General features: G+C 62.8%; 12 protein-coding genes and 2 pseudogenes. 5 read left to right on the plus strand and 9 right to left on the minus strand.

Going from position 1 to position 23,295, the window contains the following annotated elements; all coding sequences use genetic code 11:
- Positions 1-1,273: 1,273 nt before the first annotated feature.
- The 3 genes and pseudogenes from LZC95_29220 to LZC95_29230 form a co-directional block, all read right to left on the minus strand.
- Positions 1,274-1,363 (minus strand): annotated as a pseudogene (locus tag LZC95_29220) (TonB-dependent receptor plug domain-containing protein).
- A pseudogene (locus tag LZC95_29225) lies at positions 1,349-2,062 on the minus strand (TonB-dependent receptor plug domain-containing protein). Before LZC95_29225 ends, LZC95_29220 begins: the two co-directional pseudogenes overlap by 15 nt.
- A 170-nt stretch (positions 2,063-2,232) precedes the next feature.
- Positions 2,233-3,831, minus strand: a complete 1,599-nt coding sequence (locus LZC95_29230; protein WXA90526.1) for a protein kinase — start codon at positions 3,829-3,831, stop codon at positions 2,233-2,235.
- A gap of 384 nt (positions 3,832-4,215) precedes the next feature.
- On the opposite strand from LZC95_29230, the gene LZC95_29235 reads away from it, so the two are divergent.
- The gene (locus LZC95_29235; GenBank protein ID WXA90527.1) at positions 4,216-6,105 is read left to right on the plus strand and encodes a beta-propeller domain-containing protein; all 1,890 of its coding nucleotides are present in this window, start codon (positions 4,216-4,218) and stop codon (positions 6,103-6,105) included.
- Here the strand turns inward: LZC95_29235 and LZC95_29240 are convergent.
- Positions 6,097-7,065 carry a DJ-1/PfpI family protein gene (locus LZC95_29240; GenBank protein WXA90528.1) on the minus strand — a complete coding sequence of 323 codons (969 nt, stop codon included), beginning with the start codon at positions 7,063-7,065 and terminating at the stop codon, positions 6,097-6,099. The two genes, LZC95_29235 and LZC95_29240, sit on opposite strands and share 9 nt — an antisense overlap.
- A gap of 71 nt (positions 7,066-7,136) precedes the next feature.
- On the opposite strand from LZC95_29240, the gene LZC95_29245 reads away from it, so the two are divergent.
- Together LZC95_29245 and LZC95_29250 are read left to right on the plus strand one after the other, a co-directional pair.
- The gene (locus tag LZC95_29245; protein ID WXA90529.1) at positions 7,137-8,549 is read left to right on the plus strand and encodes an MFS transporter; all 1,413 of its coding nucleotides are present in this window, start codon (positions 7,137-7,139) and stop codon (positions 8,547-8,549) included.
- Positions 8,474-9,877 carry an amidase gene (locus LZC95_29250; protein WXA90530.1) on the plus strand — a complete coding sequence of 468 codons (1,404 nt, stop codon included), beginning with the start codon at positions 8,474-8,476 and terminating at the stop codon, positions 9,875-9,877. The genes LZC95_29245 and LZC95_29250 overlap by 76 nt, the downstream gene beginning before the upstream one ends.
- Here LZC95_29250 and LZC95_29255 read toward each other — a convergent pair.
- Positions 9,828-10,484 carry an FMN-binding negative transcriptional regulator gene (locus tag LZC95_29255; GenBank protein WXA90531.1) on the minus strand — a complete coding sequence of 219 codons (657 nt, stop codon included), beginning with the start codon at positions 10,482-10,484 and terminating at the stop codon, positions 9,828-9,830. The genes LZC95_29250 and LZC95_29255 overlap by 50 nt on opposite strands.
- A gap of 91 nt (positions 10,485-10,575) precedes the next feature.
- On the opposite strand from LZC95_29255, the gene LZC95_29260 reads away from it, so the two are divergent.
- The gene (locus LZC95_29260) at positions 10,576-11,073 is read left to right on the plus strand and encodes a GNAT family N-acetyltransferase (protein WXA90532.1); all 498 of its coding nucleotides are present in this window, start codon (positions 10,576-10,578) and stop codon (positions 11,071-11,073) included.
- Positions 11,070-11,954, plus strand: a complete 885-nt coding sequence (locus LZC95_29265) for a glutamate ABC transporter substrate-binding protein (GenBank protein WXA90533.1) — start codon at positions 11,070-11,072, stop codon at positions 11,952-11,954. Before LZC95_29260 ends, LZC95_29265 begins: the two co-directional genes overlap by 4 nt.
- 1,103 nt (positions 11,955-13,057) lie before the next feature.
- Here the strand turns inward: LZC95_29265 and LZC95_29270 are convergent.
- The 4 genes from LZC95_29270 to LZC95_29285 all read right to left on the minus strand — a co-directional run bounded on the left by LZC95_29270 (position 13,058) and on the right by LZC95_29285 (position 23,200).
- Entirely contained in the window at positions 13,058-13,402 is a 345-nt protein-coding gene (locus tag LZC95_29270; GenBank protein WXA90534.1) for a DUF2019 domain-containing protein, read from the minus strand.
- Between the two features lie 13 nt (positions 13,403-13,415).
- Entirely contained in the window at positions 13,416-21,221 is a 7,806-nt protein-coding gene (locus tag LZC95_29275; protein ID WXA90535.1) for a hypothetical protein, read from the minus strand.
- Between the two features lie 56 nt (positions 21,222-21,277).
- A complete protein-coding gene (locus LZC95_29280; protein WXA90536.1) occupies positions 21,278-21,580 on the minus strand; it encodes a hypothetical protein in 303 nt (100 codons plus the stop codon).
- A 492-nt stretch (positions 21,581-22,072) separates the two neighbouring features.
- Positions 22,073-23,200: a hypothetical protein gene (locus LZC95_29285; protein WXA90537.1), complete on the minus strand. Its 1,128-nt coding sequence runs from the start codon at positions 23,198-23,200 to the stop codon at positions 22,073-22,075.
- Positions 23,201-23,295: the final 95 nt, after the last annotated feature.

Consider the following 23,295-nt stretch of genomic DNA (forward strand, 5'->3'; position numbering starts at 1 on the left):
CGGCGTTGACCTTGTGCCGGCTGGTCCGCTTGTCCTCCGGAATGAGGCACGACGCGGGCTTGTCCTGCGTCGATACGTTCAATGCATAATTGGCAAAGACGTCGAGCCCTTCCACCGGATAGATGCGCGCACCGAGCTCGCCACCGCCGACGTTGTGCGTATCGCACTGATTGGTAAACCCGCCGAACGTGGCCGTGTACCGTCCCGCGCTCGGATCGTAGCCTCCCAGCCCGTGCTGCCGATCGGAGAGGGTCACGTTGCGGTTGTCCTGCACCGCAATGAGATCGGTCACCCGCTGGTAATAGGCCGTGACGTCGAACTCGAACAGATCGCTCTGTTGATTGAGATATCCAATTTCCGCCGAAATGATTTGCTCCGGCTGCAATCGACTCCCATCTTCGCGGCCATTGCCTGAATAATAGAGGGCGCCGGGCACCGTGAGCATGATCGGCAATCCGACATAAGCCTCGAGAAAGCTCGGCGAACGGAAGGCCGAAGCTCCCACCAGACGAAACGCTTGCCGGTCCGTGGGCTTGTAAATCACCGAGGCACGCGCCGACGGAACGATCTTCTTCAGATAGGGAACGTAGTCGAGCCGCCCCGAACCCACGATGTTGAAATGCTTGCCGAAGTGAACCGAGTCTTGGACGTACGTGGAGGCGTGGTGCTCGATGTCGTTGCCGCGCAGGTACTCCCAGCTGACGTCCTTGAGGCGATAGCCCAGCCCGAAGTGAACGTCGTGCGAGATCTGCTCGCCGAAGGTGCCGACGAACTCCGCCTCGGTGTTGAACACGTTCTGGCGCGGGTGCGACGTGTAGAGCGTGTGGCCGATGTAATCGTATGCGGCCTGGCCGGTGCCCGACAGGCGCGTGAAGTACGTGCGGGCGTTGAAGTTCTTGCTCTTGAAGTCGACGGTGATATCGCCGTTCGCTGCGTCGAAGTTGTATTCGTTCAGCGGGCCGATGCCATACACGTCGAGCTTGCTGTTCGCATAACCGCCGCCGATGTCCAAAGACATGTCCTTGCCGAAGCGTTTCGACGTGCGAATGTCGATGCGCTGCGACTCGGCGCCGGTGAATTGATTGACCGGTGCGAAGAGCAAATCGGTGCGCCCGCCGTCAATCTCGCGCGTCCACTTGGGATAGCGCGTGTAGCCCGCGGAAATGCGGTATCCAATGTCGCCCTGGCGCCCCGTGGCCCAGACCGAGCCATAGGCCTGTTGCTGATCGCCATATCCGACGCGCAAACCGGGTTTCCCCTCACCCGGCGCGATCGTAATGATGTTGATGACGCCGGCGAAGGCATTGGCGCCGTAAAGCGCCGAACCCGGGCCGCGGATGATTTCGATTCGCTCGATTTGATCGACATCGACGGAGAGCAGCTCCCAGAAGGTGGAGCCCAGAATGTCGTTGTAGACCGAACGCCCGTTGACCAACACGAGGATCTTGTTCGCCAACCGGCTATTGAACCCGCGCATGGACACATTGGTGTCGCCGCCGGTGATCTGCATGACGTCCATCCCGGCGACGCGCCGGAGCAGCTCGGGGATGCGGGTGATGCCCGACAGGCGAATGTCCTGCTGCGTGATGATGGTCGTCGAACTAGGAGCATCCAGCGGGCTTTGCTTGCCGCGCGATGCGGTGATGATCGTCTCCTCGTAGACGTCTTCCGTGCGCGCCTCGCCCACGAAGGGGGCCGGCGCGGCGGGCTTTTGCGGCTCGGCGGGCTTCGCCTCCACCGGCTTGGGGGGCGCCGGCACGTCGCCTGGGGCGATGGGCGTGGGGCCCGTGAGGTCGGGTGCGGGCGTCGGAGCTTTGGGCTCGGCGACCTTCTGCGCCGCGAGCCGATCCTCCAATTGCGCGAGCACCAATTCGACCTCGACCCGATCGGGCGGATTGCTCGCGATATACTCTTTGTAGCTGGCCACCGCCGGCTCGAGCTCGCCCGCCTCCGCGTGCGCACGGGCAATGTTGAACACGACATTGGGGTGCGGGAGAATCTCGTTCGCCTTTTCCAGTTCGGCGATGCCCTCGGCATATCGCTTGTTCTGGACCAATTGCATTCCATTCTTGAAATGCCGGCGAGCTTCCGTTCGGGCGTCTGCGAGGGCGCTCGAGGAAATGAGAATGCTCAGCAAAAAGGCAAGCCCGGAGGCGTACCTTCGAGAGGCACCGCGCCCAAGGCCCGGCTTTGCGGGCCGTTCTTGAGGTGCTGCAATTTTGAAATTGCTCACTAGTAGGGATCTGGCTTGTAGGGATCGGGCTTGAACGACGGGGCGTTAGCCGGATCTCCCTTCGGGGCATCCGGCCTCTTGCGAGGAGTCTGCGGAACGGCCACCGGTACGAGCGTGACACTGATGCTTTCCGCCCTGGGATCGACGGAAAGAGGAGACGGTTTGAAACCTTTTTTCTCCATCGTGAACCGGTGCTCTCTCGTGGCGTTCTGGCCGGAGAGCATCACATCACATGGGGTGCTCGCGCAAAGTTCTTGTCCATCTTCCGACACAATGGCGCCGGGAGGATCACTCTCGACGTGAATCGTCCGCGGCGAGGCGCTCGCTGCCGGTGCGCCCGATGCCGAGACAGATGCCGTGACGGGTGCGGAGACGGCTTGCGGCGCGGCCGGTGCTGCGGCCATGGCCGCCGCCGACTCACGTTGTTGCGACATCAGGTGCAGGACCGCCGCCACGGCGCCGGCCGCCACGAGCAACGTGCCCCCAAGGAGCACGCCCATCAACGCCTTGCGGCCCGTCGTGCCCCCGACCACATCGTCGGGCCGCCGCACGAGCACGGTCTTCTCACTCGAGGGCGGCACCGGAATGTGCGGCCGCATGCTCAATGCGGCCCCGGGTCCTGACGGTTGATCCGGCGAAAGGAACGGATTGCGCGGCGAAGCGAAGGGGCCGCTCACGTCGATGGAGCCATCCTCCGCAAGCCCTTTGATGGCGAGCAGCAGCGCGCTCATCGAGGCGAACCGGCGCGCTGGATCTTTCTCCAAGCAGCGATACACGATGGCTTCCATCTGCGGCGAAAACGCCAGCGAGGGTGCCATCGAGTGCATGTTCGGCAGCGGATCGTTCACGTGCGCCATCAACGTGGCGATGTTGGCCCCACCGCGGTCGTACGGCACCTTCCCGGTGAGCATCTCGAAGAGCATGATGCCCAGCGAATAGACATCCGCGCGGGGCGTGAGCGCCAGACCGAGGATCTGCTCGGGCGCCATGTACTTGGGCGACCCCATGAACACGCCCTCTTGCGTGTGATCCTGCGCGTCGGTCGTGACGTCTTTGACGAGGCCGAAGTCGAGCACCTTGACGTTGTCACGCTCGTCGCCCTTGTTCGTCAGCATGATGTTGCCGGGCTTCAGATCCCGGTGGACCACGCCGAGTCCATGCGCCTCGCGCAAGGAGCGACAGATCTGTGCCGCGATATGCCGCACGCGCTCCTCGGGGAGCGGCCCATCGTCGCGCAGCGCGATCGAGAGGGTGCGCCCCTCGATGTACTCCATGGCAATGTAATAGATCTCTTCGTTCTCGGCTTTGCCGTAGTCGAAGATGGTCACCGTGTTGGCGTGCGTGAGCTTCGCCGCCGTGGAGGCCTCGAGGAAGAAGCGACGCCGGAACTCCGGATCGTCCTCACCGTCGTAGCGTGGGCTCAGAATTTTCAACGCGCAGACGCGCCCGAGTGGGGCCTGCTCCGCGCGATAGACCTTGCCCATACCACCGCGCGCAATCACCGCGTCAATGCGGTAACGCCCATTGATGGTGCGGCCAATCAGTGGATCGGGGCCTGATTGGCGCGCGGCCGCGGCAACGCCGCCCGCACCTGCCATACCACCTGCCCCACCTGAGGAATGCTGCGGACCTCGTGCATTCATCGGATTGTCGGCGTTGGCCCCTCCTCCTTGACGCCTATCAGACATGGCTTCACGGCGCTCGACTCAGTTGTTCAGCTCAATCGCAAGAGTTTGCTAAGACCGATTCGCGATGTCAAATCCGAAACAACGAATCGCCCCCCTCGTGAGCGGAATTCTGGCGCTCGGATGTAGTAAACGAGCGCACCCGTACTGGGCCGCAAAGGCCATGTTCGGCGCAGCATAGCCCGGCACCGCGCCTCAGTGACAGCGCGGTCATGGCCGGAGGCCGCGCAAAATCATTCGCGGCCGAATTTCTAGCGTGCGCGACAGATGGCCCGCGGCTTGCGCAAACGACCGCTCATGAACTTCCTTGGCTTCAATCGCTACCTCGCGGCATTCCTCCTCCTGATTCCCATTCTGGTGGGCGCGGCGGCCTGTACCTCCGCGGAGTCGGACTATGCGGCAGGAGACAATGGGGCGGCGCCGCCCCCGTCGGCGGAGGTCCCGCCCGGCGATGAGACGCCGATGCAGGACGATGCGTCGCGGGCCATTGCGGAGGCCGACATCATTCAGGCCGCCGGCGGCCGCCTCTATGCCATGTCGCGCTTGGGGAGCGTGTCCGTCGTGGATATCTCGCAGCCGGGGCAGCTCACGCTCCTCGGGCAGCTCCGCATTGCGGGCGAGCCGTTCGAAATGTATCGGCGCGGCGATCAACTCGTCGCCATGGTCAATGGGGCGTACATGCCCGACGGCACGCCGTGCAATCCTATGGGCTCCTCCTATCGCCCCCGCCCCGCCGATTCGGGGGCGGCCGTCGTGGTGATCGATGTCTCCGATCCGACGCGCCCCCAGGCGGTCGACACCTTCCCCATTCCGGGCGACGTCGCCGATTCGCGCATGGTGGGCGACGTTCTCTATCTGGTCACCTACGACAATGGCCGGTGCTGGAAATGTGGCCCGATGCCGCGCACCTTGCTCACGAGCTTCGATCTTTCCGCGCCCTCGCAGCTGCGCCTCGTCGACCAACTCGCCTTCGCGAGCGGCCCCTTGCAGGGCTCGAACACCTTTACGCAGATGCCGTGGAAGCGAAGCATCGTGGCCACGAAGGACAGACTTTACATCGGAGGCATGGCCGACTCGCCCTACGCCGACTACCCCGATGACTTGGGCTACGGCGAGGGCATGCTCGAGGTCGTCGATGTGACGGATCCCAAAGGCGCGCTGGTTCGCACCACCACGCTTCCGCTGGCGGGTCCCGTGTTGAGTCGTTGGCAGGTCGACGAAACGGACGGCGTCCTCCGCGTGGTCACCCAACGCGGCGCGGGGACCTCGGTCAATGGCTCGGGCATGCCCGTGGTCGAGACGTTCAAAATCGAGGGGCCCGGAACCTTCACGCGCCTCGGGTACGGGAGGCTCCGGCTTCCCATGCAGGAGGGCCTGCGGGCGGTTCGCTTCGACAAAGAGCGCGCGTACGCCATCACGTTCCGCGTGCAGGATCCGCTCTTCGTCATCGATTTGTCCGATCCGGCGGCCCCGCGCCAGCGCGGCGAGCTTCACATGCCCGGCTACATCTTCCACATGGAGCCGCGGGGCAATCAGGTGCTCGGCTTGGGTGTCGACTCGAGCGACATCACGGCGCCGCTCAGTGTGTCGCTCATCAGCGTGGAGGATCTCGACCACCCGCGGCTGGCCCAGCGCGTCTCCTTCGGACCGTACATGTACTGGGGCGGCGCGGCTGCGGTGAACATGCTCCCCGAGGATCAGGATCGCATTCAAAAGGCCTTCCGCATCATCGGCAACGGCCAGGGCACGGATCTCGTGGTCATTCCCTATGCCGACGGGAAGTCTTATTACGAGAAGGGCTGCACCTCGACGGGGGGCGGCGTGCAGCTCGTCGACTGGTCCCACACGAGCCTCCGCCCGCTGGAGAAGCGCGCCCTGCTTCCCTTGCGCGGTCACCCGCGCCGCGCCTTCGCCAACGGTGAGGAGCTGCTCACCATCAGCGAGTCCAACGTGCGCGCCTTCTCCCTGGCCAACCGCGACGAGGCTGTGCAAACCGCCGATCTCCGGCTCGAGGAGTGCATCTCCCCCGGCGGCGAATATTACAATGGAATGGGGGACCGCCATTACTACTCGTCCCGGGGCAAGCACTTCGGATGCTCCACGGCACCGGGCTCGCAGAGCGCGGGTTGGGTCGTCTTGGCGGGACTGATTCCTCTCTGGATCGTGCGCCGCCGTCGCTCACGCTGAGGCGCGTTCGAAGGTGCGGCGGTACTCGGTGGGGGGCACGCCCACGATGCGCGCGAAGTGATGGCGCAGGTTGGCCTCGCCCCCCAGTCCGCAAAGCTCGGCGATGCGCGTGGGAGGCTCGCGCGTCGACTCGAGCAAGGAGCACGCTTTCTGAACGCGCTGGAGGAGGAGCCATTTGAGCGGCGGCATGCCCGTCGCCGCGCGAAAGTGCCGGATCAACGTGCGCGGGGTGAGGCGCTGACGCTTGGCCAGATCGGCAATGGTGAGCGGCCGCTCGAGGTTGCGGAGCGTCCAATCGAGCAAGGCGGCAAGTCCCTTGTCATCGGTCTGGGGCAGCGGCGTCTGCACGTATTGCGCTTGCCCGCCCGGCCGATGCGGCGAGATGACCAGGCGGCGCGCGAGAAGGTTCGCAATGCGTGGCCCCATGTCCAAGCGCACCACGTGAAGACATAGATCGAGCCCTGCGGCGACGCCGGCGCTCGTGAGCACATCGCCATCGTCGACGTAGAGCACGGAGGGATCGACGGTGACCTTGGGGTAGCGCTTGGCGAGTCGGTCCGCGTAGATCCAGTGCACGGTGGCCCGCCGCCCATCGAGCAGTCCCGCCTCGGCGAGAACGAACGCGCCCGTGCACAGCGATACGATGCGCGCACCGCGCGCGTGCGCCTTCCGCACGGCGGCAACGAGATCGGGCGGCGACGACTCGAGTACGTTGGCGCACGCCGGGACGATCACCGTGTCCGTCTTGCGGGCTTTGCTCAACTGGTCGAGCCCGTAGGCCGTACCCACGACGAAGCCTGCCGCGGTGCGCGTGCGACCGGGATCGCGTGCGCAGACGCGCAGATCGTACCAGGGATCCATGAGGTCGAGCCGCTGGCGCCCGAAGACTTCGCACGGAATGGCGACTTCGAAGATGGGCACGTCGTCGCTGACGGCGAGAAGGACGCGACGGGAACGCATGTCATTTATTTAGCGCACATTGTCATTCTTGCCACTGGTTGACCATGCGCTCTCGCCGCATCGTCCCATTCATGAATCGACTCCAAGGCAAGCCTTGGCTCGTGCTGGCGGTCGCTTCGGCGGCGAACTTCCTCACCGTTCTGGACCTTTGGGTGGTGAGCATCGCCTATCCGGAGCTCGAGCGAGCCTTTGCGCCGACGACCCTCTCGGAGGTGTCGTGGATCCTGAACGTGTACGCCATCCTGCTGGCGGCGTTTCTCATTCCTGCCGGGCGGCTCGCCGATGGCGTCGGCCGGCGCGCCTGCTTTCTCGCCGGCCTCGTGCTCTTCGGCCTCGCGTCGCTGGGTTGCGCACTCGCGCCGGCGCTCTCCGCGCTGATTGCCGCGCGGGCCCTCAAGGCGATGGCCGCGGCCATGCTCATGCCCACATCGCTCGGATTCGTGCTGTCGGCCTTCCCTTCGCAGCGGCGCAGCATGGCCGTGGGCATCTGGGCCGCCGTGGGAGCAGTCGCCGCAAGCAGCGGACCGGTGCTCGGGGGTTTGCTCATGACCCTGAGCTGGCGCTGGATCTTTTTCATCAATGTCCCGCTCGTCGTCCTGGCGGTGGTCCTTGGCGCGCTGTGTTTGCCCCGCGGTGACGCGCGCGTCCGGCGGCGCATCGATGCGCTGGGCGCGTTCTTGATTTCGCTCGCGATGGGGCTCGTGTGCACGGCGCTGGTCGAGGCGCGGGAGTGGGTACCGTGGCGCACGTGGTCTGCGCTGGGCGTGGGTCTCCTTCTCGCGATGGCCTTCGTGGCGCACATTCGCCTGCATCCCGAGCCCATCGTCTCGCCGGCGCTGTTCGGCGTGGATCGCTTCCGCAGCGGGGCGTGCGGCATCTTCGCGTACTACGTGGGCTTCTCCGGGATGCTCCTGGGCTCCACCTTGCTGCTCACCGACGGCTGGCATTTCTCGGTGCTGCATGCAGCGCTCGCGATCGCGCCGGGGCCCATGACCGCGAGCATCGTATCGCCCTTCGCCGGACGCCTCGCAGCGCGCATCGGTCCGCGGAAGGTCGTCCTCGCGGGGGCCGCGCTCTTCGCCGTGGCGGCGGCATGGCCCCTCGTGGTGGCGCGCACCTCGCCGGCGTACGCACTCGTCGTGCTTCCGAGCCTGCTCCTCTGGGGCGTGGCCAACGGGCTCCTTCAGCCCACGCTCTTCGCCACCGCCGATGCCGTGCCGCGTGAGGAGCTCGCGTCGGCGTCGGCGGTGTTGACGATGGCACGGCAGCTCGGTTCGGCCTTCGGTGTCGCCGTTCTCGTTTCCGTGCTGGGCACCGATGCGGCGGGAGGCTTGGACGGGCTCCGTCGCGCATGGATGGTGGTCATTTTCACGGCGGTACTCACGGCATTCACACAAGGAGATCGATCATGGATACGCACTTCCTCGAGCTCATGGAGCTCGCGGCCCACCTCCGCGGACGCGAAGTCTCGTCGCTCGACGTGACGCGCGCGCAACTGGATCGCATTGCCGCGTTGGACGGTGCGCTGTGCAGCTATGCGCACGTGACCGCCGATGCGGCGTTGGCCCAGGCCGAGGCGGCGGATGCCGAAATGGCCGCGGGCCGATACCGCGGGCCGCTGCACGGGGTACCCATCGCGGTGAAGGATCTCTGTTGGACCGAGGGCATCCCCACCGCGGCGGGTATGGCCGTTCATGCCGGGCATCGCCCGACGGAGGACGCCACGGTCGTGCGTCGTCTGAAGGAGGCCGGCGCCGTGCTTCTCGGCAAACTGCAGCTCACCGAGGCCGCGTACGCGGACCATCACGCGTCCATCGTGCCGCCGAAGAATCCATGGGATGCCGAGGCTTGGCCGGGGATGTCCTCGAGCGGCTCGGGCGTGGCCACGGCGGCGGGGCTCTGTCATGGCTCGCTCGGATCCGACACGGGCGGTTCGATCCGCTTTCCGTGCGCCGCCAACGGCGTCACCGGCCTGAAACCGACGTGGGGCCGCGTGAGCCGCTACGGCGTGTTCGAGCTTGCTGCGTCGATGGATCACATTGGACCGATTGCGCGCAGCGCCGCCGATGCGGGCGCCATGCTCCGCGTCCTTGCGGGCGACGACCCGAAGGATCCGACGGCGAGCCTCGAGCCGGTGCCCGATTACCTCGCGGGAGCTTCCCGTGGCGTGCACCGGCTACGCATTGGCATCGACGAAGCGTGGACCGACGACGTCGCCCCCGAGACGAAGGGCATGCTTGCGGGTGCCATCGAGGCCTTTGCCGCGCTCGGAGCGGATCTCGTTCCCGTGCGCTTTCCCGAGGTGACGCAAGCCATCGCCGACTGGTTTCCCATCTGCGCCGTGGAGGCGGCCGTCGCCCACGAGGCGACGTATCCTGCGCGCAAGAGCGAGTACGGCCCGGTGTTCGCGCAGGTCCTCGAGGACGGTCGCGCGCTCTCCGCGACCGCGTACCAAAAGGTGCTGCTGCGCCGCATGCACTTCCGCGGCTTGGTCGACGCGGTGCTCGATGCGATCGATCTGTTGCTCCTTCCCGTGCACCCCTTCGCGCCGCCGACGTTGGCCGATATGACGGCGCTGGGCGGACGGCCCGAGCTCGTTACGCGTTTGCTTCGCTACACGTGCCCGTTCGACATGACCGGTCACCCGAGCTTGACGTTGCCCGGAGGCTTTACGCCCGGCGGGATGCCCCTCGCCTTTCAGCTCGTGGCGAAGTCCTACGACGAGGCGACCCTGATCCGGGCCGGGGTGGCCTTCCAGGGCGTCACGTCCTGGCACCGCCGGCATCCGGCGCTGCTTGAAGGCCGCGCATGATGCGGGCGAGTTCGCGCTCGGTCTCGGAGGCTTCGAGCCCGGCCGCCGCGCCCTCGAAGTCCGCCGGCGACAGGTTTTGCCCGAGTTTCCACTTTCCCTCGAGGCGCGCGATGGGCATGCGAATGCCAATGATGGCGCGAAGGAGGCCCTCGATGTACTTCGGCGGCGCGTCGTCGACGCTCCAGGGGTGCGCCCGCCCGGCCTCGTGCTTGTCGGTCAGGCGCGAGACGATGCTCAGAAGCGGCGCCGGCGACTCGATGGTCTCGAGGGCTCCGTAGGCGTGCACCGCGATGTAATTCCAGGTCGGCACCCTGCGCCCGTGCTCACGCTTGCTCGGATAATACGACGGCGAAATGTAGGCGTGCGGGCCGGTAAAGGTGAGCAGCGATTCGATGTCCTTCGAGGCCGTTCGCCACTGCGCATTGGCGCGCGCGACATGGCCGTAGAGGGTCCCCAGCGGGCCCTCGTTCGGGTCGACGTGAATCGGTAGGTGTGTCGCCTCGAGCCCGTCGGGCCCGTAGGTCACCAAGGTGCCAAAGCCGATGCGCACGATGGTGTCGTGCAGCACATGAGTGCGCTCCTCGCGAAAATGGCCGGGCATGTACATGTGTGGGTGCAGTATTTAGGGTGGCCGCCGGCGACCGCAAATGTGCATTTGTACGAATGGCCGTAGGTCAAAGCTCGTAGAATGCGGCCGCGTGGAGATTCATCGCCTCACCGCCGACGAAGGTCCCCGGCTTCGCGCCGTCCGGCTGCGTGCCCTTCGCGATGCGCCCGATGCCTTTGGCACGACCTTCGAGGAAGCCAACGCTTGGCGTGCGGAGACATGGACGTCGCAGCTCGAGAAGCTCGCCACCTTCGTGGCTGCGCGGGATGGGATGGATATCGGGCTGGCGCGAGGCGCGCCGCACGACGACGTGGAGGATGCGGCCATACTGCTCTCGATGTGGGTCGCCCCCGAGGCGCGCGGCCAAGGCGTGGGCGATGCGCTCGTTGGGGCGGTGGCCGCATGGGCCCGGGCGCAGGGATTTCGGCAGCTGCTGTTGGACGTGGCCGACACCAATGCGCGAGCCATCGCGTTCTACGCGCGGTTGGGCTTTTTCCCCACGGGCGCCGTCTCGACCTTGCCGCCACCACGGGAACACATTCTCGAGCACCAGCGTGCGCTCGATTTATCGAGGAGGGGAACACGATGAAATGGATTGTGGTCATGGCACTCGTCACCGTCGCCTGCGGCAAGGGTGGAAATCCCGCAGCTGGAACCGGCGACAAGTGCGTCGCCTCGGGAATCGAATTGACACCCGCGAAGGGCGTGAACATCGAGGGCAGCCCCACATTCGAGAAGATTCGGCAGACCGGCAAAATCGTAGTCGGCGTCAAAGCCGACGAGCCAAACCTGGGCTACAAAGACGCCGACGGAAAGCGCTGCGGCTTCGACGTGGAAATGGCCCGACTCGTCGCCGCCCGACTGGGCATCGACTCCGCCAAAATCGAATACCGCGAAATCCCCACCACGAACCGCGAGACGGCCATCAAAGGCGGCGAAATCGACTATTACATCGGCACCTATTCCATCACCGACAAGCGCAAAAACGAAGTCGGCTTCGCCGGCCCTTATTTCATTGCCGGGCAAGATCTCCTGGTGCGCAAATCCGAGTCGGCCATCACCGGAAAAGATTCCCTCCAGGGCAAACGCGTCTGCGCCTCCACGGGCTCCACACCCCTGCAGCGGGTGCGGTCCCTCAAACTGACCGACGATGCGAACATCACCGAGTTCAAGGCCCCCTCGGAATGCGTATCGCAATTGCTCGACCAGAAAACCGACGCCGTCACCACCGACGACGCCATCCTCAAGGGCTTCGCCGCCCAAATGCCCGCCAAGATGAAGGTCGTCGGCCAGCCCTTCAGCCAAGAGAAATACGGCGTGGGCGTCCGCAAAGAGGACATCGCATTCCGCAACGCGATCAACGACGTCCTCGAGGCGGCCATCAAAGACGGCAGCTGGAGGAAGATTTACGACGGCACCTTGGGGCTCTCGGGCTCGACGGCCGTACCGCCCGCGGTGGAGCGGTATTAGCGCGGAGCCCCACCGGCACCAAAGGCACACGTGGCACGCGACACCTCGTAATGGGGTGGGCCATTGGATGAGCGGTGGCACGTGCCCTTGCACTCCTGCCCGGCCGAAAGCTCATCGCATGGACGATTTGTCGCCGTGTCGATGCAGGTGAGTTCTGGGTTGCACGAGACTTGCCGGTCACAAGCCTCACCGATGCGCGGAGAGCGGGTGCACACCTTCGTCTGCGGATGGCAATATCCACCGTACGCGCAATGATCTCCATCGCACGGCTCACCGAGCGCGTCAAACGGCTTGCAGATCCCGGTCGGCGTATTTCCCGGTCGCGAGCAATATCCGATCAGAGGATCGCACGAGCGACGTTCGAACTTGTCCTTCGAAATCGCCTCGCAGGTTTCGCCCATCGCGAGATTCCATCTCGCGAGATAACACTTGTCGTCCCGCTCCCCCTGGTTGGGGTTGATCCCGAAACTTAGACAGACGGCATGCGTCCCGGGCCCCGAATCGGCACAGTCGAGAGCATCCGTGCACGCTTGCCCCGGACCTCCCCGACCCGCATTCAAATTGGTGCACGCGAGCTCCACGGCCCAATCGGCACGCGCCGTCGCATCCGGCGACGCCAAGCTATCGGTGCACAGGGCCATCCGCGCACGCACCGCTTCCGCGCACTTCCGTATGACCGAGCGCTTGTACTCAAGCCCTGGTATGGGCGGCCCGGGCCACCACCACTGCCACGGGGTGCCACACTGCGACACATCGTATTCGAGCTTCCCCACCTGGCAACAGTCCCGCAACGACTCGCAATAGGCCGGCCTCAGGACCGCGATGGCTTCTTCCTGGGTATATGTACCGGTGTCCGAATTGTCGGAGCCATCGGTGGCGTCAGCATTGTCGGAACTTGAGCAGCCCTGCAGCATTGTCGCGAAGATAGCGAGAGCCGAGAAGCTTGCCCATTCAACACGGGTCGAGAAAATGAATATCATGTTAAAGCTTCTCCCGTCGTCGAGCTTAAACGGCGTCTCCGGAATAGGCCACGGCACGACGTCCATCGCATTCGCTCAGCACGCCAAACGCGCAAAGGACGCCCGGGGTGCGTGGCGGTCGAGTCATGCGAACTTGAGCCGACCTGCTCGCCACTCTTGAAGGGTTACCTTAGCGGAGAAGGACAAAAGGCGATGCTGGCCCGTTTCAATGGCCTGCAACACGCGTTCACCATCTTCCGGTGCAAATTCGAGTGCATGAGCGGCCGCCCACAGTCGGATGCCCACGTCTGAATCCGTTAAGAGAGGGAGAAGCTTTCGTTGCTCACCGCGGCGGCGTATCTCCGCGTATGTCGCCGCGATCAAGTCATGAGCTTCGTTGGCCTCCTCTGAGGCTCCAGACCGTGTTGCAGTTCCATGTTTGGAGGCGGCCTCTTGATAGCGAATGAGCAGCTCTTCAATCGTTTCCATGAGTGATTCCTCGTTACTGTGAAACACCAAACATCCGGAGAACCTCCCGGCCGAACGTCTGTTGTTCCGCGAAAGAACGTCCGGACAGATATTGGCGTACAGTCATGCCGCTTGTAAACGGTTGTTTCGAACTGTAGTAGGCGCTTATCTCTTGATGAATTTCAGTATTGACACGAACCAGGTTACCAGTGTTGTGGACGGATTGCTCACCAAACCGAGCCACGTTCGCGGAGGTCTGCTCAACGACATGGTGCCACTGCGAGTCTGCGCCAGCTTCGCCAACGACCCCCTTGAAATGCGCGAAGCTATCAAACCCTGCACCCGCAGCAGCATTAAACTCCTCTGCTGCAGCGCCGCAGATATTATGCACGAGGGCTTGCAGCTCACCGACGAAGTATGAGTGATTGCCGGCAACCTCGAAATTGTAGACGGTCGCAATACCTGACTTGCGTTCGCTATCCTTCACGAGAAGCCGGGCGCCATCCACGTCGCGGACCTCATCGCCGACTGTCAATGCCCCCGCGCCAGTCCAGCCTTTGCCTTCTACCCAGAACGGATGCTCCGATGTGGTGTGCACCAGGTCGCCGTATCCGGCAGCCGTAGTGAGGGCCACGTCCACAAGCTCTTCTGACGGACGCACAGTGGTCCGCACCACCACTTGGCACTGTGGCGTTCCCGTCACCTCGTTCCATGACAGCACTGAGTCGCCCGGCCGAATCGTCTCGATGGGCTGCTTGCTCCCATCGCACGTCGTCACGAGCGTGCCCTCGGTGAAGCACCCCTCGCGAGCGATCAGTGACAAGCCGTCACCTGCGGCGCCCGCTTGGGCGATGGCGCCGAGTCCACCCGCTACAATCGCGACTGCCGTCGGAATGAATTCGCCAGCCTCGAAGTCTGACTGCGCGTAGGGCGTGGTGGGCGGCGTGAACGTGACCGCTGACTGCGCCGCATTAATGCTGTCCCCGAACGCCCGCCCTAGTATCGGATCGTTCCTCATAGCGTTGAAGGGAGTGCTTGCGACGCTGTTCCAAGCGCCCTTGCCCAGGAGAACTGCGGTATCGCCCCACCCCTTGGGTTCGAGGTTGGCTCTCCGCTCCGCCTCGAGGGCAAAGTTCGCCCACGCGACGCCCAGCGCGAGCATCTGTTCCGGTGAGCGTTGGTCCTTATCTTTAGAGACAGCAGTAGCGGTCAGACCCGGGTTTATGACGTCTACCACCTGCATGCACCACCCCTTAGGTATGTCGCAAGTTTGGAAAGCATCGCCACTGTACCCCGCCATCAATCCGCTGCCGTTTGAGTAGCTCACACCCTCGGTGCCTGCGTTCGTGACCGTAATTTTATTCGTACTAAACAAGCCCCCTAGGTCCGTGAGGTGCTGCGGTGATCCAAAGACGTAGGCATACGGATTCAAATCGCTCTGAAGTGCATGCACCGTAAGCGGGTCGGCGCTGGCCCACTGACCGAGAGCGGGCACGTAATATCGGAAACCAAAATACGTGAGCCCGACACCAACGTCGTCCTCTTTGCCGCTAAACCGGTAATGCTCTCGATACGCCTTCCATCTCTCTGGACGATAATCGCTCTCGCCCTGGCCAAAGGCTTGGTACGTCGTGCGCTCGACCAGTTCGCCCGTCCACTTGTCGATGACGGCGCTCGTGGACCCCATCGGGTCGGTGAGCATGAAGAAGATATGTTGGGCGCCACCAACTCGACCTTGAGGCAACCGCTCGTCGTAAATCACGCGCGCAAGAGGATTGCCGTTGGCAATCAGGTACACCGTAACGGTGTCCTTCGTACGCTCGTAATCGCCATTTTGGAAGCGGGCGTGCTCCAGTCGAAGTGTGGCGAAAATTTCGCTCGTGTACGTGCGCTCGTGGGTGTGCGGATCCTCGACTGACTTGGTAATCCGCTGGCCGCCTGCGTCGTACGTGTAGTGAAAATCGGCGCCGCGGTCGCCGCTCACTCCAACGATTGGCTCACGGTTCGCGCGAACCAATCGGCCGATCTCATCCCACTGGTATGAAAACACGATATTCAGCGTCGCACCGGTCGGGCCTGGTTTCGTGACCGTGAGCTTCGTCAAGTTGCCCGCGGCGTCATAGCTGGCATTCGCGTGCCCCCGTGGCCCTTCCGCCGATGCGATGCGATTGGGTCCGTTCATTGCGCTCCCGTAAGTCGCGGTTCCCATGGACCGGTCGTGAAACGCGTGCGCATCGTCGTCCGACTTCGTCAAGTTGCCTTGCCAGTCGAAGTCGTACGTTTGCCACCTCACGCGCTTGTCTTGGTTCCCTTCCGGAATAGGCCGCGTGTCGCCGCTCTTGGTCTCCGCATCGAACAGTGGGACCTGCTTGTCGTCCGTAGTCGACGTGACATAACTGTAGTCAACGCGTCGAAGCTGGCTCAGATCATCATAGGTCAACTGACGATTCACAGGCTTTGCGCCGTCAGGCCATTCCGCAGCGTTGCGCCCGTCCGCTACGCGCAGTGGATTTCCGATCGCGTCATAATCGAAAGTCCAATCCTGAATGACCTTCGGAGTCGAGGTTTCTTGTTTCACCGCCGTATGGCGAAGGCGTCGTCGCGGATCCGGGTCGAACGTCGCCGACGTTTGGACAGCCTGGGAGGTGTCCCCAAACGTAACGCGGTCTACAAATCCGTCCGCTTCCACTTTTTTACCAAGAATCAGGTCTCCATAGCTGGTCCCGATGGTCTTGGTGACCCCGCGGCCCGAATAGGTGGTTACAATGACGTCATTGCTCGTAAGCCACCCCTGGCTCACGGGGTTACCGTAAAGTTCCGGCACCTCGGCGGATCGCGCACCGACCGCATGCCCCCTTACGCGTTCCGCTTCATCGTACGAAAACGCGGTCCGATACCAGTGTGGGGCATACTCGCCTCCTGGTGTGGATGGCACCCCTCCCCCACCGCCGTACGCAAGACCATCAGGATCAGGAACGGCGAGCTGCCGCTGAATCACGATCGTGCGCCCTCGCCCGTCGTAGGTAAGGCGCGAGTGCTGCGCGCGATCGTACATCGCAGCGAGCTTGCCGGCCCACAACGCCGGATTCGCGGCGCCTTCCTGACCCTCCTCCGGCGAATCATACACGTACAGGTTCGTCACGTGCTGGTCGTACGGATGCTGGCTCGACAGGCAGGGAGAGTAGGTCTCCGAAACCATACGTCCAAGACCGTCCCATTCGACGTTCTTGCCGCAACCTCGAGCATCGCTCGTACCGACGATTTCGTTCGAGTCATTGTAGGCGTAGCGCCACGTCTTCAAGCTGGTGGTGCCGAAGCCGGTCGACGTGTTTGGCTCCGCGGTTTGCACGAGACGACCCCACGAGTCGTAGGTCATCTCGCGCGTGTAGACATCGCTGCTAGCGGTGTGCGTGCGCTGGACCTTCTTCACCTCGCCAGTGGGCGCATAGATCACGCGCGTCGAGATGGAATCCGCCGTCCCATTCTGATTCGTATTCTGTAGCGAGCCGGTTGGACGCCCGTGCCCGTCTCGAATCGTTCGCGCCGGGTAAGATGTGGAGCCTTGCCCCAGGTCCGCAGCATCGAAGTTGTCCTCCGAGAGAGCGTAGTAACGAGTCTTGCTTGTCGGCTCTCCTTCCAAACCGAAGGTATCTGTCACCCGGCCGAAGGCGTCATGCAAAGCAACCCGGGACGCAATCGAACCTGGCACAGCGGGTGGCGCGTACGTCGAGGGCGACTCGCCGCTGAAGTATGGCTCGTACGCCCGGACCACGAATCCCCGGCCATCTCGTTCGACCCTGCCACGGATGATGTAGGGATCCGCATCGCCCGCCGACGTATCGGCCTCCGAAAATGTCGCGATGATTTGCCCGTAAGCATCGGTGTACGTCCAGGCACTGTGATAGCGCGGCGAATCTCCATCGTCGTCCCGGACCTCCGCTTGCACGCGTTGATACGGCCCACCGGGAACATCGAAGTACGTAAACCGGGACGAAGGTTCGCTCTGCGGCAGTATCCCAAGAGTCACGTTGGCCTTGTAGATCCGCGTGGGACGTCCGAAGCCGTCATACTCCACCGTCGACGTGGCACCCGTCGGGGCCGTCGATGACGTTGGCACCTCGAGGCCGCGGTCGTACGAAGTCGACGTTGTAAGGGCATCGCCACCGCACCCGTGCTTGTAGGCAAGGTGGGCCACGGCGAGTTGCGCGAATGGACCATCGAACCTGGTATCCGCACAGCGTGTACCCTTGGCATTCTTCACGCGGACGGCATTGCCGAAGTTGTCGTAAGCGACCTCGGAGTGGAGCTGATGGTCGCCATTTTGAGAGGCATCTGCGGGTGGCGGTGCAACCATCTTGTCAGGGTCCTCGTGGAAACGTTGCAAAGGCAACGTTCCGCTCAGATCTGCGTACGTTTTCAACACTTGACCGAAATTGTCGTACTCGAAGCTCGAGTGCCTCAAACTCGGCGCGCCAATGGACTCTCGGACATAGCTATCCTTCGGCCGCCAGATCCAGTGGCTCGTGTCGCCAGGCTGCAGTGTCCACACCGTGTAATTGACAATGGCAGAATCCTTCGGAATGATCGGGTCGAACGATTCCATTACGCCATAGTCCGCCAGAATCGTAGGATTGCCGAAGCGATCGAGCTCCTGCGTCGTACGCGTGTGAACGGAGTTGGTGTGCGACGCAATCGTGTCGCGTCCATTAAGCGTCAATCCCTCGTTCGACGCCAAATCCACGAAGTCCGTTGGCCCGCCATCCGCAACGAAGTCCGCAGTGTCGAACGTCCACGTGTCGGTTTGGCTGACGTAGATCTGCCGCACTTTACGGCCGTCCATCCCATCGTAGAGTTTATTCATCTGGTACTGCTGATGGCTCGTCGACAAATGCACGCCATTCGCGTCGAACTGATCGACCGAGACCGGGAGGTTGCGAACGGCCATCGTGGGATTGTCCACGGCGGCGGCGCAAGGGATCTCTTGGCCTTGAGCCTGGCAGCTTCCAATCAAATAGCGCGTTTCGCTGATCACGCGTTTGGGATCCGCCGCGTCGCCTGACGTCGTACGAACCTTGCGAAATCCTCGAAACTGATGCTCCACGTAGTCGTACACGGGCCCGTCGTATTCGTAGCTCGTGACGTACGGCCCGCCCGATTCCTGGGCCGTGCCCGTAGCTGTAACCCTGATGTTCTTCACACGGTGTAGTGCGCCCGGTATCCCGGGAACGACCTCGTATTGCAGCGAAGTCGTCGCGCCGAGACCATTGCCAATCGTGCTGAGCAACGCGGGACGCGCGCCATTGTCGGGCGAGGTGTCGATGAATTCGACGTGAGCGATATTTCGGTACTGCTCCGAAGTCTGCGCCGTGATTATCATCCTCACCAAGCCATTATTGAGTTGGCTGGCGAAGTGCAGCTGCATCGGCTGGTGGTACGCCTGCGTTCCACCGGGCGTCGGATAAATGGTCGCCCAGTTGGGGATGTCAGGATCTCCGGGGTTCAGATGTGCGACCTGATTCCAGCGCCAACCGTCTCCCAAGAAGATGTCGATTCCGGGATTGGGATCCCCTGCACCTCCGTAGTTTGCGTTTCGCAAATCGATGCGATCGGCAATACCGTCCGAGTTCAGATCTGCGACGAAGTTCGTGAAGTTCGGTGGATAGGCATTGGTGGGTCCCCCATCGATCGTGCGCGCCGGCTCGTACGAACCGTTGCCCAGACCGAACTCGACAGTCCAGTGTTGATCAAATATCGGGTGCTCAATATCCGGTATACGATTCCGCCAAGAAGACCGAATCCGATCAGGAATCCCGTCTCCATTGAAATCTGCATCGTAATTGCCGTCCAGAACTCGAGGTTCGTAGTTTTCAGAGCTTTCATCCGGAATGCATTTAGTATTCGGTTGCTGACGCGAGTACGGCACGTTGTTGCCAGCAGCATCCCTCGTCGAGAAGAGGTAGCATTCCTGATACTTGGCCTTCTTGCCAGCACTGGGGTCGGGGGCTGTCAGGATGATGGTCGAGCGGAGATCCGGATTGCCATCCGCGTCGATGTCAATGGGAGTCGTCGGGTCGCTCTTGTAGGTCCGATCTTCGGGCGGCGGAGGTATGGGGATCGGCCAAGCGGCTTCTGGCGGCAGAGTTTGAACCGGCCCGCCGACCAAGCGATACTGGTTGGTGGCGACGTCGAACTTCCATGAATAGAACATGTAGCGGCGGACATCGTCACCCTCGCCGCGCCACAGGAAGTTCATCCTGCCGTCGTTGTTCCAGCCGCCCTGCGCGCCTAGTTGCAAAAGACCGACGACACTCGCTCCGAGGTTGCCATTTTCCAAATAGACAGCCCCGCCTCGGTGGTAGGTAAGAGGCCCCGTCGCGCCGTGACTCAGGTAACCGTATTCGACGGGCTCGCTCTGCGTGCTGTAGGAAAACACATCGGCCCTATTGATGCCGGACACGTCGATGAATCCAATTTTCGTTCTTTCCGGGTAGAACGCATGTTCAAACGGCAGCGTTTTTCCCTGGGCACTTGGATGCGTATCGAATGCGGCGTAACCCGTATACGTCATCCCGGCTATATCGCGCTCCTGCGTGGCGCAGACTCCGGATTCGGGCAAGTCGTAGTTGGCATCTTCGTAGGTGTTTGGGCACGCCCCAATCAAATGCACGCGCTTCAGCAACTTCCGAGCTTGCTGCGCATAGGTGCCCGGCGCATAGTATTCCAAGAGATAGCGACGGACCAAATGACGGGGCGCGCCCTCCGAGCCGTTGTAGTCCGCGCTCGAGACATCCACTCTTGCGAGGTGGTACCCAGGGCGCGCGTGCCAGATGGCTGCACCCGGAAAGCGCTCTTCGGCGACCCGATCGTAGTGGAGGCGGGTATGGTGCGCGAATTTAGCCGCCCCGATTGGCGCGCCGCCCGACACACCCGCGCGTGGCGTATCGAACACGTCGACAAGATAGTTGCGACGGTCGACCGTCGCGTCGAACTTTTGCCACCGATAGACGACTACGTTCGCGTGGCCATGGCTCCACAACCTCGTTAGGTTCCAACGAAACACTGGAGCGGTGTCCGAGCTGATGCCGTCGGCAAGGTCCACGCCACCCAAGTCGGCGGAATCGTCAGTCGGCACGCCAAACTCCGCGACTACTCCTGACTTTTCGAACGCGAAAAAGGTGCGACCATTTTTGGAGAGAAAGTATCGAGTGCCATTGTCGACGCGGGTGCGGAAATAGCTGCTGCCGCTCTCGATGTTGTCAGGAAGGATCTCGCCCGCCAGGAGTCCGGAGCATTGTCCGACCGTGCAAATCTTGACGAGTTCCGCCCCGTTGATTCGAAGTCGGTCGTTATCATCGTATCGCGGCCCGCCGCCTCGGTTCTCACGTTCGATTCGGGGAACATTGAGAGACCACGAATAGCCTACCTCGGTATTCCCTCCCGAAGAGCTGTACGAAACGCCGAGACTCGGCTGCGCCTGACCGCGCGCCCGTGGCAGACGGAACGCGATCGATGCGCTCGACGCCCCCGTCGATGGATCAACGCTTGCCTGACCGGCGCTTCCCTCGGCAGAATCCACCGAGACCGGGCCCTGAAAAGGGGGGTTACTGGACACATTTCCCACGGGATCTGCGGCCAATGCGGCGCTCGTGCTCGAAGGTTCCGCGGCGTCCGAGGGCTGCGAGTTTTTGCTCCCTTCTTCCGCGAAGGCACGCAGGGGCATCGGCCCCAGGACCAGCATCGGAATCAATGAGAGCGAAATGAAGGCATTGAGGTTGCGCCTCAAAATGACGGTCCGTCGGAGCATAGCCTCCGACATGGCGGAGGGCCGAGTCTTTTTCATTGGATTCTCACGTCCAGAAAGTCTCGAAAATAAGAATTGGGCGCCCATGTGATCGTTTAGCGACAGGCACGGGAAAGTTGCGCTTCTGCGGCGCGGCATTGGGCGGCCAGCTTCTCGCGCGCCACATCGTCTTTATCCTTGGCAGCCGCGATGAAGGTCTGGCGGGCCATCCCGGTCCGCTGGGAAGCCAGGTCTTGCCCGGCCGCCGCGGCACAGCGAGATAGTGCGCGAACATAGGAATCACACTCGGAAATTCCGGTGTTCTCGTCTGCGACCGAGCCACACGCGGCGAGCAAGGCTGCGACTCCCACCAGCGCGATGGTGCGCGCGTGAGCCACAAAGGCTAGAATGTGCTGCATCGACCCCTCGAATATTGGAATCCCGCACATCGGGCCCGGTTTGAATTGCGTCAGCGGACCATCGGAGATTAAGCAACGGGGAAGATAAGACGCACGTCGGACGTTTGCCTCTTTCTCACGGCGCGAGATGACGGTCAATCGCGAATTGCTGAGTACTCACAAAATTTTGGCGTCGGCCACCTCTGCGAGAAGTTGCTAGGTTTCGGCAATAAGTCTCGAGACCTTCCCTGCGGCAACCTGAAGGCGGAGCACGGTTCGAGATCGAAGGGCGCGGCGTTTGTGACGAACGACGCCGCGCCCACGAACGGCCGGCCGCCGAAACGCGGAATGCCACCGAGCGATGCCGAGGTCCGACTCCGATACATTCGATTGTCAACGCTCGAACATTCACACTGGTAGCTCCGATGTCTCACTACATCAATAAACCATGTCGCGACGTCGCGAAAAATTGACATATGTAGACTTGGACAGATCGCCGCCGATCCATCGGAGCTAAGGCGATACGCTCGCGTTGCCGTTGTCGTCGAACGTGATCGGGATCTGTATTTGAAATGGGCCTTTTTTGGGCGGCCCCTCTTTTGCGGTTACGAATTGGCGCAGATGCCAATCCACGCAATCGGCGATCGGGGACGGTGGGGACAGTTTTGCCTGGCCTGTATTTCCGTGTTCGTCGAAGGGCACGGTTACTAGGTACCGACGAGGAGGCGGTGGCTCGTCTGCCCCCTGCTCTCGCAGTTTTGCCTTCGCCTGGTTGCGGTCCAGTAGATCGCGGCCGCACCCTTGCAATCGATCGAGGCGGGCGAGAATGCGACGGCGGCCCCACTCTTCGTTCGTCATTTTGGACGCGGCGTTTTGCGCGGTTTTCGGTGCCGCGGAGGCTGCGACCTCCTGTTTCGTCTCCGCTTCGGCGGCTTCCGGCTCCGCCGCCCCTGTCGATTCGTGCGCGTTGCCGGCTTTGTCGAACTCCAGGGGTACTTTGATGTTGAAGCTGCGCTGGGCCGGCGGACGCTCTTCGGTCAATTTACGTCCTCGCATTTCCTCGATGACGCAAATTTCGAAGTGTATGAGCGTCATGGGCTTTGGATGCATATCGACGTTCGTGTCTCTCACGGAGCCATTTTCATTGAAGTAGACCGCGAGCGTGAACCGTCGGGGGGCTTCTTCTTTGACCAGCCCCAGGCCGCAACGATGCAGCCGATCAAGGCTAGAAACCAAAGAGCGGCGCCCCCATTCCTCGAGCGCTTTCGGGTCCACCTCGGAGGGGGGCGGAGGGGCGAGCGCCGGTGGCGGCGGCGCTGCAGTCGAAGCCGCGGTACCGGCGGATCGCTTCGATTTCCACGCCTCCATGACGGCGGACACGCCGCTGCACGTCGCTGGTATGGCGCCAAGGAACAGCGAAAACCCCAAGACTGCGAGCACCATGCGAATGTTGTCACGTTGCACGGCGCGAGAGTGTTCAGCCCATTTCCCTGGAGTATCCGGCGCCGGCACTGGGTGCTCCACGGCCACCGCCACACCGCAATACCGACATCGAAGCTCGGTCTGTCCAGGCTGCGGGGCATCGAGCGGCGCGCCGCAATTCGCGCAGTTGTTCGGTTGTTTTGCCTTTCGTCGTGCCATGGAAACCGTCATCGCATCGGCATCGGGCGCGCGTCAAACTGGGCTCGCGAGAAAGCGCGCACGAGCCGTTCCTCGAGAGCACCATGAGATGGTGC

It is taken from the genome of Sorangiineae bacterium MSr12523 (assembly GCA_037157775.1).
Classification (GTDB): Bacteria; Myxococcota_A; Polyangia; order Polyangiales; family Polyangiaceae; genus Pendulispora; species Pendulispora brunnea.

Coding starts and splice junctions, on each gene's coding strand:
- LZC95_29235 (WXA90527.1), top strand. CDS start 4,216: ATGAACTTCCTTGGCTTCAATCGCTACCTCGCGGCATTCCTCCTCCTG.
- LZC95_29270 (WXA90534.1), bottom strand. CDS start 13,402: ATGGAAACGATTGAAGAGCTGCTCATTCGCTATCAAGAGGCCGCCTCC.
- LZC95_29255 (WXA90531.1), bottom strand. CDS start 10,484: ATGTACATGCCCGGCCATTTTCGCGAGGAGCGCACTCATGTGCTGCAC.
- LZC95_29265 (WXA90533.1), top strand. CDS start 11,070: ATGAAATGGATTGTGGTCATGGCACTCGTCACCGTCGCCTGCGGCAAG.
- LZC95_29245 (WXA90529.1), top strand. CDS start 7,137: ATGAATCGACTCCAAGGCAAGCCTTGGCTCGTGCTGGCGGTCGCTTCG.
- LZC95_29280 (WXA90536.1), bottom strand. CDS start 21,580: ATGCAGCACATTCTAGCCTTTGTGGCTCACGCGCGCACCATCGCGCTG.
- LZC95_29250 (WXA90530.1), top strand. CDS start 8,474: ATGGATACGCACTTCCTCGAGCTCATGGAGCTCGCGGCCCACCTCCGC.
- LZC95_29240 (WXA90528.1), bottom strand. CDS start 7,065: ATGCGTTCCCGTCGCGTCCTTCTCGCCGTCAGCGACGACGTGCCCATC.
- LZC95_29285 (WXA90537.1), bottom strand. CDS start 23,200: ATGGCACGACGAAAGGCAAAACAACCGAACAACTGCGCGAATTGCGGC.
- LZC95_29275 (WXA90535.1), bottom strand. CDS start 21,221: ATGAAAAAGACTCGGCCCTCCGCCATGTCGGAGGCTATGCTCCGACGG.
- LZC95_29230 (WXA90526.1), bottom strand. CDS start 3,831: ATGGCAGGTGCGGGCGGCGTTGCCGCGGCCGCGCGCCAATCAGGCCCC.